This window comes from Roseovarius sp. (assembly GCF_048262375.1).
Taxonomy (GTDB): domain Bacteria; phylum Pseudomonadota; class Alphaproteobacteria; order Rhodobacterales; family Rhodobacteraceae; genus Roseovarius.
Genome location: NZ_JBLXFE010000027.1, coordinates 16,985 through 29,899 on the forward strand (window position 1 = coordinate 16,985; position 12,915 = coordinate 29,899).

The 12,915-nt window shown below is 58.4% G+C and carries 17 protein-coding genes; 7 read left to right on the plus strand and 10 right to left on the minus strand.

Going from position 1 to position 12,915, the window contains the following annotated elements:
- Positions 1-28: 28 nt before the first annotated feature.
- The gene (locus ACN0SW_RS18135) at positions 29-409 is read right to left on the minus strand and encodes a hypothetical protein (protein ID WP_417729340.1); all 381 of its coding nucleotides are present in this window, start codon (positions 407-409) and stop codon (positions 29-31) included.
- A 183-nt stretch (positions 410-592) separates the two neighbouring features.
- On the opposite strand from ACN0SW_RS18135, the gene trhA reads away from it, so the two are divergent.
- Entirely contained in the window at positions 593-1,234 is a 642-nt protein-coding gene (gene trhA / locus ACN0SW_RS18140) for a PAQR family membrane homeostasis protein TrhA (protein WP_417729341.1), read from the plus strand.
- 66 nt (positions 1,235-1,300) lie between these two features.
- On the opposite strand, the gene ACN0SW_RS18145 is transcribed toward trhA, so the two are convergent.
- From ACN0SW_RS18145 to ACN0SW_RS18155, 3 genes are all read right to left on the minus strand, one after another.
- A complete protein-coding gene (locus ACN0SW_RS18145) occupies positions 1,301-1,564 on the minus strand; it encodes a DUF6455 family protein (protein ID WP_417729342.1) in 264 nt (87 codons plus the stop codon).
- A 64-nt stretch (positions 1,565-1,628) separates the two neighbouring features.
- Entirely contained in the window at positions 1,629-1,985 is a 357-nt protein-coding gene (locus tag ACN0SW_RS18150) for a YigZ family protein (RefSeq protein ID WP_417729343.1), read from the minus strand.
- 1 nt (position 1,986) lies between these two features.
- On the minus strand, positions 1,987-2,697 hold the full coding sequence (locus ACN0SW_RS18155; protein ID WP_417729344.1) for a M48 family metallopeptidase: 711 nt from the start codon (positions 2,695-2,697) through the stop codon (positions 1,987-1,989).
- Between the two features lie 122 nt (positions 2,698-2,819).
- On the opposite strand from ACN0SW_RS18155, the gene ACN0SW_RS18160 reads away from it, so the two are divergent.
- Positions 2,820-3,059, plus strand: coding sequence for a hypothetical protein (locus ACN0SW_RS18160; protein ID WP_417729345.1), 240 nt, complete (start codon positions 2,820-2,822; stop codon positions 3,057-3,059).
- Between the two features lie 3 nt (positions 3,060-3,062).
- Here ACN0SW_RS18160 and meaB read toward each other — a convergent pair whose 3' ends face one another.
- Complete coding sequence (gene meaB, locus ACN0SW_RS18165; RefSeq protein ID WP_417729346.1) at positions 3,063-4,037, minus strand: methylmalonyl Co-A mutase-associated GTPase MeaB; 975 nt, start codon at positions 4,035-4,037, stop codon at positions 3,063-3,065.
- 169 nt (positions 4,038-4,206) lie between these two features.
- On the opposite strand from meaB, the gene hrpB reads away from it, so the two are divergent.
- The gene (gene hrpB, locus ACN0SW_RS18170) at positions 4,207-6,711 is read left to right on the plus strand and encodes an ATP-dependent helicase HrpB (RefSeq protein ID WP_417729347.1); all 2,505 of its coding nucleotides are present in this window, start codon (positions 4,207-4,209) and stop codon (positions 6,709-6,711) included.
- A gap of 67 nt (positions 6,712-6,778) precedes the next feature.
- On the plus strand, positions 6,779-7,240 hold the full coding sequence (locus ACN0SW_RS18175; protein ID WP_417729348.1) for an NUDIX hydrolase: 462 nt from the start codon (positions 6,779-6,781) through the stop codon (positions 7,238-7,240).
- Between the two features lie 7 nt (positions 7,241-7,247).
- On the opposite strand, the gene ACN0SW_RS18180 is transcribed toward ACN0SW_RS18175, so the two are convergent.
- The 4 genes from ACN0SW_RS18180 to ACN0SW_RS18195 are packed head-to-tail and all read right to left on the minus strand — an operon-like array spanning position 7,248 to position 9,897.
- Positions 7,248-8,276, minus strand: a complete 1,029-nt coding sequence (locus tag ACN0SW_RS18180) for a MaoC family dehydratase (protein WP_417729349.1) — start codon at positions 8,274-8,276, stop codon at positions 7,248-7,250.
- A 2-nt stretch (positions 8,277-8,278) separates the two neighbouring features.
- Positions 8,279-8,482, minus strand: a complete 204-nt coding sequence (locus tag ACN0SW_RS18185; protein ID WP_417729350.1) for a DUF1737 domain-containing protein — start codon at positions 8,480-8,482, stop codon at positions 8,279-8,281.
- 3 nt (positions 8,483-8,485) lie between these two features.
- Positions 8,486-9,031: an NnrU family protein gene (locus tag ACN0SW_RS18190; RefSeq protein WP_417729351.1), complete on the minus strand. Its 546-nt coding sequence runs from the start codon at positions 9,029-9,031 to the stop codon at positions 8,486-8,488.
- 5 nt (positions 9,032-9,036) lie between these two features.
- A complete protein-coding gene (locus ACN0SW_RS18195) occupies positions 9,037-9,897 on the minus strand; it encodes an HpcH/HpaI aldolase/citrate lyase family protein (RefSeq protein ID WP_417729352.1) in 861 nt (286 codons plus the stop codon).
- 210 nt (positions 9,898-10,107) lie between these two features.
- Between ACN0SW_RS18195 and ACN0SW_RS18200 the strand changes: the two genes are divergently transcribed.
- Entirely contained in the window at positions 10,108-10,413 is a 306-nt protein-coding gene (locus ACN0SW_RS18200) for a hypothetical protein (protein ID WP_417729353.1), read from the plus strand.
- A 37-nt stretch (positions 10,414-10,450) separates the two neighbouring features.
- On the opposite strand, the gene ACN0SW_RS18205 is transcribed toward ACN0SW_RS18200, so the two are convergent.
- The gene (locus tag ACN0SW_RS18205) at positions 10,451-11,197 is read right to left on the minus strand and encodes a sulfite exporter TauE/SafE family protein (RefSeq protein WP_417729354.1); all 747 of its coding nucleotides are present in this window, start codon (positions 11,195-11,197) and stop codon (positions 10,451-10,453) included.
- 158 nt (positions 11,198-11,355) lie between these two features.
- Here ACN0SW_RS18205 and mdh point away from each other — a divergent pair, with 158 nt between their 5' ends.
- Both mdh and ACN0SW_RS18215 read left to right on the plus strand, forming a co-directional pair.
- Positions 11,356-12,318: a malate dehydrogenase gene (gene mdh / locus ACN0SW_RS18210; RefSeq protein ID WP_417729355.1), complete on the plus strand. Its 963-nt coding sequence runs from the start codon at positions 11,356-11,358 to the stop codon at positions 12,316-12,318.
- Positions 12,319-12,542: 224 nt separating this feature from the next.
- Positions 12,543-12,915 (plus strand): ATP-grasp domain-containing protein (locus ACN0SW_RS18215; protein WP_417729356.1); only part of this gene is annotated, 373 nt, incomplete at its 3' end.

The window sequence follows — 12,915 nt, forward strand, 5'->3', positions numbered from 1 at the left end:
GCGGCACCGGCGGCAACGCGTCGCCTCCTCACTCCATCTGACGGCCGGGCAACACCTCAAACGGTTCCAACTGCTCGCCGTTGATCCAGGCAAGCCCACCCGCCTCGGTGCGCACCATCGCATAGGGCGTCCATCCCGTGCTACGCCACCAACTTTCGTAATCATTCGTGTCGGGGTTCACACGCCAGCGCCCTTCATCTCTGCGCCCATCGGCAAGCACGAAAACCGTGCTGCCATCCGCATTGAAAAATTGCTGATACGCCGTGCCCGCCCAGTTGCCATCAATGGTATTTCCCGACAGCAAGGCTTGCACTTCTGCCGCAGTCAGCCGAACCGGCTGTGCCATGGCGGGCACTGCCAAGGCCAGCATGACGGCGCAAAAAGCCTGCAAAACAAGACGGCGATGCATGATCACACTCCTTTGTCGCTCAGATTAGTATCGCAAATCCTGCTCCAAGGTGCGACTCGATTTTTCACCAGATCGTCGGAATACTGCCCTGACGTCACCCTCAATTCGCCATGAATCTTGAGCACACTCCGTTATATTGTGAGAAAGTTAAGAGTGATCTGTCAAACCGAACGGATGATCGACATGTCCTACCCTAAGTATTCACGTGCCGAACGCCTCGCTGATGGCGCAGTGCACATCGCTGGCCTCTTCGCGGCGCTGATCGGGATCGGGGTGCTCTTCGCCATGTGGGCATTGCGCATGGACGGGGTCACTCTGGCCTCGACCCTCGTTTATTCCGCCGCATTGCTGATGATGCTGGGGGCGTCTGCCGCCTATCACCTCTATGCCCATACCACCGCGCGGCCGATCCTGCGTCGTCTGGATCATGCTGCCATCTATGTGAAAATCGCCGGCACCTTCACCCCGCTCAGCGTGCTTTTGGGGACAGCCTTTGGTTATGCAATTCTCGCCTTGGTCTGGCTGCTCGCGATCTTTGGGGCCGCGACCAAGATGATGGCCAAGCGCGGCCAGATGTCCACCGGCTGGTTGCCCTATGTGGCGCTCGGCTGGATTGGCGTCGCGCTTTTCATACCGCTGGTATCGGTTTTGCCGGGGCACAGCCTCGCCCTGCTGCTGGCGGGGGGGCTGCTCTACACTGGCGGTGTAGTATTTTATGCATGGGAACGTCTGCGCTTTTCAAATGCCATCTGGCACCTCTTCGTAGCCTTGGCGAGCGCGTGCTTTTTCCTCGGAATCGCGTCCGCTATCGCGACGCGCCTCTGACCCAGAGGCACGGGCGTCTATTGCGTACACAAACCGTGTACACCCTGTACAGTTTGTACCTTTTAATCAGACGCGTTTACCTGCCTTCAACAGTGCAAACACATCGCTATTGCGGCAGCATTCCGGTGTCGCCGTCGCCGCGCTATTCTTCGCGAGCCAAACCTCACAGGCCTCGGGATTTGAACAGCCCGTGCAGGCCAGAACAATGTCGCCCAAGGTTTCTACCGCCATTTGTCCTTCCATAATTTTCTGTTCAAAATCAACGCCCATCCTGTTGGCCATCTGATCCACCAACTGCGCATGACGTTTCAGAGTCCTAATGCTTTGCATCCGATTGCCCCCTTTACTGCAGTGCCACTCTGACTCCGAATCTCACCTCCCACTTTGACCTAGATCAATCGATGATTTCGTCCAAGTAGGCCCGCACGCAATCCTGGACATGCCTGAACCGGTCACCGCCCAGTTTTTTCCCACCATACCAACGGGTTACAACCACGACATGATCGCGCAAATTGGCCCGCTCCAGCATACGCAGGATCACTTGTCCCGCCCCTGCCTCGCCATCATCGCCTTTGAGCGGAGTACCATCACCAAGCAAAACAGCCCAGGTGTTATGCGTGGCACGGAAAAATTTCTTGTCTTTTTTCAATATCTTGAGGAATTCATCCACAGCTTCGCGATTATGGGCCGCCCCGCCCGAGACCGCATAGCTCGACCCCCGGTCACTGACGACTCCCTTCAATTGCCGCATCTCAAAGCCCGGCCGCCACCCGCCGCACGGTGTCTATCCTCTGCGCATTTGGCGGGTGCGTGCCCAGAAACCGATTACCGGGGTCTGGAATTTGTGTAAAGAATTCAGCACCTTTTACTGGATTATACCCCGCCCGGTGGGTGATCACAGTACCCAAGGCATCAGCTTCCAGCTCGAAATTCTTGGAGTAACTCCGCGCGCCCACGCCGGCCCCGATGTCAATCGCCTGATCCACCACGGTCTGGCTCGCCCCCGTGATCGCCGCCAGCCCCCCCAAAAGGACCGCACCCGCCGCAGCATTTTGTTGCTGCCTTGGAATGTGACCCGAAATGTGGTGTGCAGCCTCGTGTCCCATAACAAAGGCCAGTTCGTCGCGATTACGCACTTGCGCAATCAGTGGCAAAGTGAACGCCAAAATGGGTTGCCCAGTGCGATCCAATGTCTGATAGGCATTCGGCGGTTGTCCCGGCCGATCATCCACCACGATCCTGAAATCGCAATTATTCCGCGGGGCCCGGGCACGGCATTCCCGCTCTGCCACGGGCTCAACTCTTTGAACAACAGAGATAAATTGCTCCACCTGCGCGCGCGTCGGGGCCGTTGCCACAGGTCGCGCTGACACTTGAGGTGCCGGACGATTGACCTGTCCTTGTTCGACGACCTCGACACAGCCCGTCATCGCAATCAGACCCAACAATGACATCCACCGCATTTAAAACCCTCAGTGCCAGCCCAAGTATTCCTTTGTTCTAACAGGGTTTCACCAATCTTACAGCAGTTTCAATCACCAGCATGCCCCCTTGCAAAGACTCGCCAACACGGTAGTCTGTCAGCATGTTTTCCATCGAGCATGAATTTGACGCCACCGTGATCACCCTTGTGGACGAGGGTTCGGCACCCTTGGGTGAGGACGTGATTATAAATGCGTTCGAGGAATGTGTGACAATCGAGCAATACGACCCTCGCACCGACAGTACAAACAAGATCACCGTGTCGATTGCTCAGCTGCGTGACCTCCGGGCCGCACTCGATCTGCCAGAAGGGGTTTACATACAACCCCCTGAAAGCAAATAGATATCAGCTTTTGAGTTGTTGTAACACCTCAGAGGCGGCAACGGATGGGGTCATGCTCCCAGCCGCCACACGCGCCGCATAATCCTGCATCAGGGCCTTTGCACCCGTAGCCTCCAACTGCGACAATAGCCCCTGACGCACCTCTTGCGCGAACCAATAGCGCGCCTGCTCGGCGCGCCGCCCCTCAAAGTGCCCAGTCTTCCGTCGCCAATCGACCAGAGCTGTCATCTCGTCCCAAGCCTTTTGCAACCCCTCATCCTGCAATGCCGATACGGTCATCGCCTTGGGATAGCCCTCCGGGTCCTGCGGCCGCTTGCGCAGCAACCGCAAAGCTCCCGAATAATCCGAGCAGGTCCGCATCGCTGCCGGTTTCAGGTCTCCATCGGCCTTGTTCACCAGAATGAGATCCGCCATTTCCATGATTCCGCGCTTGACGCCCTGCAGCTCGTCGCCGCCTGCCGGAGCCAGCAAAAGCACAAAAATATCAGACATTTCCGCAACCACGGTCTCGGATTGACCAACACCGACCGTCTCGATCAGCACCACGTCGAAGCCTGCCGCCTCACACAGCGCCACAGCCTCGCGCGTGCGCCGCGCAACCCCACCCAAATGGCTCTGGCTGGGCGATGGACGGATAAACGCCGCCGGATCACGGCTCAGCCGCTCCATCCGTGTTTTGTCGCCAAGGATCGAACCGCCCGAGCGTGCCGAGGACGGGTCAACTGCCAACACCGCCACCCGCAACCCCTGCCCGGTTAGCATCATCCCGAAACTCTCGATAAAAGTGGATTTCCCCACTCCGGGTGTGCCCGACAAGCCAATTCGAACGGCCTGCTTTTCAACGCTTTTCAACGCCTCCATGAGGTCAGCAGCTTGCGCGCGGTGATCGGGCCGAGCACTCTCGATCAGCGTGATCGCACGTGCCAGAGCCCGCCGATCCCCGGCAATGATCCTCTGTTCGAGATCTGCAATATCCATGCGCTGCCCCTATGCTTGTCGTCTGCCTTCATGCCTTGGCCCGCCCGCCCTTGTCCAGACCAGAGAGCAGACGGCGTTCTTTGCTTTCATCGTTCTCAAAATACTCAAAAGCACACCGTGCGCGCCATGTTCAGCATTGGAACCTTTGGAACAAGATGACCTCTTGGCCATGGCGGACCCTCTGGCCAAGAGCGCAACGATACCCGATAACAGCGCCATGACGCCTGTTCTTCCCATCCATGATGCCATTCCCGCACTGCTCGACGCGTTGCGCGCACAGCGCCGCTGCGTGCTTCAGGCACCACCAGGCGCAGGAAAGACCACGGTTGTACCGCTCAAGATACTGGAGGCCGGGCTAACCGCCGGGCGCATCCTGATGTTGGAACCGCGCCGCCTTGCAACCCGTGCCGCAGCCGAGCGCATGGCGCAGAGCCTTGGTGAAAAACCCGGTCAAACGGTTGGTTACAGGATGAGAGGCGAGGCGCGTGTCGGGCCACAAACCCGTATCGAAGTGGTGACAGAGGGCATTCTTACCCGGATGATCCAATCTGATCCGGGGCTCACAGGTGTGGGGGCGGTCATCTTTGACGAGTTCCATGAACGCTCACTCAATGCTGATCTGGGCCTTGCCCTCTGCCTCGAAGTGGCGGGCGCATTGCGCGAGGATCTGATCCTTCTGGTCATGTCCGCCACACTGGACGCCGCACCGGTCTCGTGTCTTATGGGGGATGTGCCGATCATCACCTCAGAGGGACGCAGCTATCCGGTTGAAATACACTGGCGTGATCGGCCCCGGCCCAAGACGCTAAGGTTTGAGGAAGCATTGGCGGATTTGGTGGTCGAGGCGGTGGCCGAAACAGACGGAGCCTTGCTCGTGTTTTTACCTGGCGAGGCGGAAATTCGCCGTTTGGAGGCATTGCTGCGACCGCGCCTGCCACGCGATTGCCATTTACGTCCACTCTTTGGGGCGATGGAGTTTGCGGCACAGCGCGCGGCCATCGCCCCAATGTTGGAGGGGCGCAAGGTGGTGTTGGCTACAGCCATTGCCGAAACCTCGCTCACCATCGAGGATATTCGCGTTGTCATTGACGGAGGTCGTTCCCGACGCGCGCGGTTCGATCCGGGCAGTGGAATGTCACGGCTGGTGACAGAGCCCGTGACCCGGGCTGAGGCGACACAGCGGGCAGGCCGTGCGGGACGGGTCGCCAAAGGGCGCTGCTATCGTCTTTGGACCAAAGGCGAGGAAGGAGCATTGCAGGCCTTTCCCCCTGCCGAGATCGAGGCCGTAGATCTGGCCGGGCTGGCGTTGGAAATGGCGCTCTGGGGGGCGGCGCCCGAAGACCTTCCACTTCTGACACCGCCCAACCCCGGCGCCTATGCCGAGGCTCAGGCGCTTTTGCGCCTTATAGGTGTCCTTGATGCTGCGGGTCGGATCACCGCTCACGGCAAGAGACTTGCTGCCATACCGTTGCATCCACGTCTGGCGCATATGCTGACCTGTGCCGGTCCAAAAGCGGCTTTGATAGCCGCACTCTTGGCCGAACGTGATCCATTGAGCCGGAGCGCACCAGTGGATCTGTCGCTGCGGCTGACAGCCCTACGCGATCTGCGCGGTTACGAGGCGCAGCATTCCCATCCTGCCAACCGCGGGACAGTTGAACGGATTAAGGTTGAATCGCGGCGACTGGAATCGCAATCAGTCGGCAAAAAAATTAATGAGATGAGTGATGCCGAATGCGCGGCTCTTGCCTATCCCGACCGTATCGGCCTGCGACGCAAAGGCGATGAACCGCGATATGTGCTGTCGGGTGGCAAAGGAGCGATCCTGCCTGAGGGCGATCCGATGGGACAGACACGCCTGATCGTGGCAACCGACCTGGACGGCAACCCGCGCGAGGCGCGCATCCGACAGGCCATCGCAATCTCGGAGGCCGAAATTCGCGGGCTCTTTGCCGATAGCATTGCGTGGCAAGATGTCTGCCTCTGGGACAAACGTGAACGGCGTGTGATTGCGCGCCGTCAGGAACGGCTCGGCGCGCTTGTGCTTGATGATCGCCATTGGAAGGACGCACCCGAAGACACGGTCGCGCGGGCCATGTTGGATGGGGTGCGCGATCTGGGGCTTTCGTGGACGGATCCTGCCCGCCGGTTTGCTGCGCGTGTGCAATTGCTGCGTGACGGCGGTGAGGCGCTGCCGGACATGACGGAAACAGCCCTGATTGACACGCTAGAGGACTGGCTCCTGCCGTATCTCAGGGGGGTCAGGACCGCGCAAGACTGGAAGCGCTTTGACATGCAGGACGCCCTGCGCGCACGGCTGAACTGGGATGAGATGCAGATGCTGGATCGTGCAGCGCCAGCACAGTTCAGCACGCCTCTCGGGCGCAAAATCCCAATCGACTATAGCGGTGAACACCCGGAAATCACGTTGCGCTTGCAGGAAATGTTCGGTCAGACGATCCACCCCACGGTTGGGCGCACGCCGCTTCGCGTCACGTTGCTGTCGCCGGGCAACCGTCCGGTTCAGACCACACTCGACATTCCCGGCTTCTGGGCGAGTTCCTATGCAGATGTGCGCAAGGATATGCGTGGACGCTATCCACGTCACCCGTGGCCCGAAGATCCGACACAGGCCGACCCCACATTGCGTGCAAAACCACGCAACATCCCGTGATTTGAATTCTGCCGCATTTCGTTTTATATGAGTGTCAGAACAATATTGCCCGAGCAGAGCAAATCTTATGAGCCGCGTTCTTCCCAAGACCGTACCTAGCGCGGTCATAGCATCGCCGACTCCGCCCAATAAACAGGTGGCGGCCTTGTGCTGGCGCAAGCACAAGGGACACAAGGAGGTCTTGCTGATTACCAGTCGCGATTCCGGGCGTTGGGTTGTGCCCAAAGGCTGGCCCATCGCAGGCTTGACAGCTGCACAGTCCGCCCTTCAAGAAGCATGGGAAGAGGCAGGCGTGCGCGCAGATGCTGACAAGGCCCGCTATATCGGTCGCTTTACCTATGACAAGGGACTGGATAGCGGCAAGGCCTTGCCCGTAGAGGCGGACCTGTTCAAGATCCGCCTGCGCAAAGGCGAAGTCAGAGACAATTTTCCCGAAGCAGGAGAGCGCCGCCGCCTGTGGGTTGCGCCGCGCAAGGCTGCAAAGCTTGTGGCAGAGCCTGATTTGCAGGAAATCCTACGCAAATTCTGATCCCCGCTTACTTCGGCATCAAAACCCAGTAATCCAAATCCAAGAGAGTATGCGGCAGATATGCGCCATCTTCACCGCGCAGCGTAAAGGGAGCCCCCCCTTTGGCTGCCACCAAGCGCAAACGAAGCGCGCCAACGCCCGGCGCAGAGGTCTCTGCACGGCCAAGCACCTCTGACCACGCGCGCACGGTATCGCCCGCAAAACAGGGATTTGCATGGCTGCCTGCGTTGATCGCCACAATCATCTGAGCATTGGCAAGACCATTGAACGACAGTGCCCGCGCCATCGAGATCACATGACCGCCGTAGATCAGACGCTTGCCATCTGCGCGCGGCGTGGCGTCGAAATGGGTCTTTGAGGTATTTTGCCAGAGCCGCGTCGCCATCATGTGCTCGGCCTCTTCGATGGTCACACCATCAACATGGTCGATCTGCTCTCCGATCTCGTAATCACCCCAGCGGTGCGGCTCACCAGCCAGTCCGAAATCGTAATTGGTAAAATCGAGCCCCGCAGGAATGACCAAATTCGCCGGATCGACCACCGGCACTGTTTGCGGAACCACCGGTTCGGGCGCGGGGGCGTCCAGATCGTTCTTGCGCACCATTACCCAACGAACAAACTCCATCACCGGCAGGTCATGCTGATTGAACCCCGTGGTGCGCACATAGACAACGCCCGTCTTGCCCGAGGAGTTTTGCTTCAGCCCTATCACCTCGGATTGCGCACGCAACGTATCGCCGGGATAGACCGGGCGCAGCCAGCGTGCCTCGGCATAGCCGAGATTGGCCACGGCATTGATCGAGATATCCGGCACTGACTTGCCAAAGACGATATGAAACGCCGCCATATCATCGATCGGGCTGTCCGGTAGCCCGCTCGCGCGTGCGAATTCGTTGGAAGAATATAGCGCATGCCGAGCCGGATAGAGCGCATGATAGAGGGCGCGTTCACCGCCCGAGACACTGCGCGGGACAGCATGGCGGATCACTTCGCCAAGCCTGTAATCCTCAAAGAAACGGCCTGGATTCGTCTTCATGCTCACTGCTCTCCCAGTTTCATATCAGGCGAATAACTGCCGTCTTTCTCTTTCACGACAGCCTGCCCACAGCGCATCACACCGTTCGCAGCGTCAAACGCATAGGTTGGTCCGCCATAAAGCTCCCAGCCTTTGTTCAGCGCAGCTGTGACCTTGTGGCAAAACTCCGACGTGTCGTCGGCGCTAAGAAAACGATAGAGTTTCATGGTTCACCCCGGAAACGGCCAGATACCCAGCCAGTTGTGAATGAAGGTTATTGCAAAGAACATCACCACCGTGATGACCACCAGCACGATATCCTTTTTCGCCTCACCCGGCGCGGGGCGCACCCAATCCTCGGAGCGATTGATCATCACAACCTCAAGCACCGCCCAAGCCAACATCCCACCAAACAGCACAAGAGACGCCAAATCGCCATTGACCAGCAAATGTGCTACAGCCCAGACCTTGACTGACGTCAGTTGTGGATGACGCATCGCGCCACGCAGCCGACCCTTGGTGGCGCTCATGCCGTAAAGAAAAACGGCACCCAACATCATCAGGTTGTTGACGTGTACGGTCCAACTCGGCGGATACCAGATGTTTATGAACTCTGCCTGACGATAGCCGATCACCATCAACACGAGTCCCGCCAAAATGCCGAGCGCAACAACCGCCTTGCCAGCCGTTCCCATCCCGTTACGCAATTCCGGGGCCGCACGCTTGAAAAGATGTGCCGCCGTCCAGAGGATCAACCCAAGGATGAGGTAAAACATGGTTGCTACTCCGCTGCCATTTCCCGTATCGCCTGCGCCTTGGCGAGGATGCGTTGTGCAGACACCACATGCAAATTCTCGACGATTTGCCCGTCGACCACCGCAATCCCCTGCCCCGAGGCACGGCTTTCTTCATAGGCTGCGATCTGACGTTGGGCCAGTTCAATTTCCGAATTGGTTGGCGCAAAAGCGGTATTGGCGATCTCAAGCTGCGCCGGGTGGATCAGAGTCTTGCCATCAAACCCCAGATCTCGACCTTGCTCACATTCGAACTTGAGACCGTCCCCATCACGAAAGCGGTTATAAACCCCGTCTACCGCCACGATCCTTGCCGCGCGCGCGGCCATCACGATCATCTGCAAAGCAGTCCAGAGCGGCATGCGGTCTGCACGAACCCGGCAGCCCAAATCCTTGATAAGGTCATTGGTGCCCGCCACCAGCCCCGCTACTTGACGATGCGCCGCAATTTCACGGGCATTGAATACGCTGACAGGGGTTTCCATCATGGTCCAGACCGGCATGTCGGCACCAATCACATCCGACAGGTTATCGATATCCGAGGGCGTGTTGACCTTGGGCAAGAGGATCGCATCTGCACCGGCATCGCGCAAGGCGCGGGCATCCTCCAGCCCCCATTCGGTTGTCAGCGCGTTGATCCGCACGATCTTGAACCGATATCCATACCCCCCCTGCCGCAACGCTTCAGCGAGCGTGGCGCGCGCCTCGGCCTTGGCATCGGGTGCGACAGCATCTTCCAGATCAAAGATGATTGCGTCCGTGGGCAGTTCGCGTGCCTTCTCTAACGCTCTTTCCTTGGAGCTGGGGATGTATAGCACCGAACGATAGGGATGCATGCTGCTGTCCATGGGTATGCCCTTTTCTGGATTCTACTGGTCGCAATAATCTTGCGCAGGAATGGCATTTTTTGGCGGAAATGTTCAAGCAAATTCTCGCCGCATCGCAGCAAAGATCAAGGATCGAGTGCTTAGGTGAGCCTGTTAACCAACTATTCACCTCTGTTTCGGCATGATTTCAGCGTGACGGCTAGGGGCCAACCCAATTAAAGGGGATGACTGATGATCAAAGGATTAATACCCGGGCTCGGTGTAACGCTGCTCTTGAGCACGGCGGCCTTGTCGCAATCGCAAAACTGTGCTCCGCGCGACATTGTGGTGCAACGTCTGATCGATGCCTATGGCGAAACGCGCCAATCCATGGGCCTTACCGCGAACAATGCCGTGATCGAGATGTTTGCCTCGGATACATCCGGGAGCTGGACCATGACCGTGACAAGCGCCAATGGGATGACCTGCCTCGTTGCCAGTGGTCAGGCTTTCGAATCCATGATCAACACCTTGCCCAAATCGGGCAACGACGTCTGAAACCCTGTTTTTCAAATGTTTCGCCGGACTTGGTTGCTCACATCAGAGCATCCCAGATCAATTTGGTGCCCGTCACGCTGAGCAAAATGTAGGTGACAAGAAAGAACACGCGTTCCGGCATAATCCGGTGCGCGCGCACGCCGATCCACGCCCCCAAGAGCGCGAACGGGGCTAGGATGAGGTCAGTCATTAGCGTGTCTCGCGTGAAGAGACCGAGCATTCCGTAAGGCACTGCTTTGACGATGTTGAAAACAAAAAACATCAGCACCGTCGTCGCCTGATAGCGCGTCTTGTCCAACCCCCGCGACAACAGATACACGGCGGCTGGCGGCCCACCGGCATGGCTGACAAAACTGGTGAATCCCGCAACAAGGCCAGCCAGCATTCCGATCCAACCCGGAAACGGGCGATGTCCTCGCCTGAGTAGCCCCGCCCGCAGCACAGTCTGCCAAAGCACAAAAATAAGCGCGATGCCCCCAATCAAAAGTCGCAACAAATCTGCATCCGCAACACTATAGAAGACCACCCCGAGGGCGATCCCCGGCACCCCGCCAAGGATCAGCATTGTCACCTCTAACCCACCCCATTGCCGCCAATAGGGGCGCAAAGTCGCGATGTCGATCAGCATCAAGATCGGCAGCATGATTCCGAGCGCCACCCCCGGCGACGCGAAGAGAGCCAGAATCGCCGCACCGGCAAAAGACGCACCAGACCCGAAACCGCCCTTGGAAATCCCTGCAAGAAGGGCTGCGAACACCCCGACTACAATCACTTCACCACTCATTGATCCGATCCCTAAACCCTGCCGATGTCAGCACTTTAACGGTATACGACCGCATTCAACAGCCGCTCAACAAATCTGCCGCAGTGCAGCACCCTTGCAAGCGAACAGATTTCAGACTACGCCCAAGCGCAACTTTTCAACCGACGGAGAATGATCCAATGGCCAGACCCAAGATTGCGCTGATCGGCGCCGGACAGATTGGTGGCACCCTCGCCCATCTCGCCGCGCTGAAGGAATTGGGCGATATCGTCCTGTTCGACATCGCAGAAGGCACCCCCGAGGGCAAATCGCTCGATATCGCGGAATCCGGCCCCTCCGAAGGGTTTGACGCCTCGCTAAAGGGCACACAATCCTACACCGATATCGCGGGCGCCGATGTCTGCATCGTCACCGCTGGCGTACCGCGCAAACCGGGCATGAGCCGCGATGATCTTTTGGGGATCAACCTCAAGGTCATGAAATCCGTGGGCGAGGGCATCGCCGCCAACGCACCCGACGCCTTTGTCATCTGCATCACCAACCCGCTCGATGCGATGGTCTGGGCGCTTCAAAAATTCTCAGGTCTGCCCGCGAACAAGGTCTGCGGTATGGCCGGCGTTCTGGACAGTGCCCGCTTCCGTCACTTCCTGAGCGTCGAATTCAACGTCTCGATGAAGGATGTCACCGCCTTTGTGCTGGGTGGGCATGGCGACACCATGGTGCCCTCGGTGCGGTATTCGACCGTGGCGGGCATTCCCCTGCCAGATCTGATCGAGATGGGCTGGACCACGCAAGAGAAACTGGATGCGATCGTGCAGCGCACCCGTGACGGCGGCGCTGAAATCGTAGGCCTGCTCAAGACCGGGTCGGCCTTCTATGCGCCCGCCACCTCGGCCATCGAAATGGCAGAGGCCTATCTCAAGGATCAAAAGCGCGTGCTGCCCTGTGCTGCCTATTGCGATGGTGAATTCGGCCTCAAGGACATGTATGTCGGCGTGCCTACCGTGATCGGCGCGGGCGGGATCGAGCGGATCGTCAACATCAAGCTCACCAAGGACGAGCAGGACATGTTCGACAAGTCCGTCGATGCGGTCAGAGGACTCGTCAAGGCCTGCAAGGAAATCGACCCCTCGCTTGCATGATTGCGCGAAATCATCCCTTTGGATCAGGGCCGGCATACGTCCGGCCCTGATTCTTTTTAACCATCCCGCCATGGTGGATTTCATTTTGTGATCACACGATTTATCCGTGTGATCACAAAATGACGATTTTTACGCCAAAATCTGCCATTCCGAAAAAAACGATTTATTATACAGCGAAATATGTGCGTATACCTGTCCCAATCGCAGCAAAACGGGACAGTTTGATGAATATCCATGAGTATCAGGCGAAAGCCCTGCTTCGCTCTTACGGCGCCCCGGTGTCGGATGGTCGCGTGGTCTTGCGCGCCGAAGAGGCCAAGACCGCCGCAGGCGCGCTTGATGGCCCGATCTGGGTGGTCAAGGCGCAGATCCATGCCGGTGGGCGCGGCAAGGGCAAGTTCAAGGAAGCAGGCGCCGGTGAAGCCGGTGGCGTTCGTCTGGCGCGTTCCGTGGAAGAGGCCGCCGAAGAGGCAAGGCGCATGCTGGGCCGCACGCTTGTAACTAAGCAGACTGGCCCGGCGGGCAAGCAGGTCAACCGCATCTATATCGAGGACGGCTCCAACATCGACCGAGAGCTCTATCTTGCCCTCCTGATCG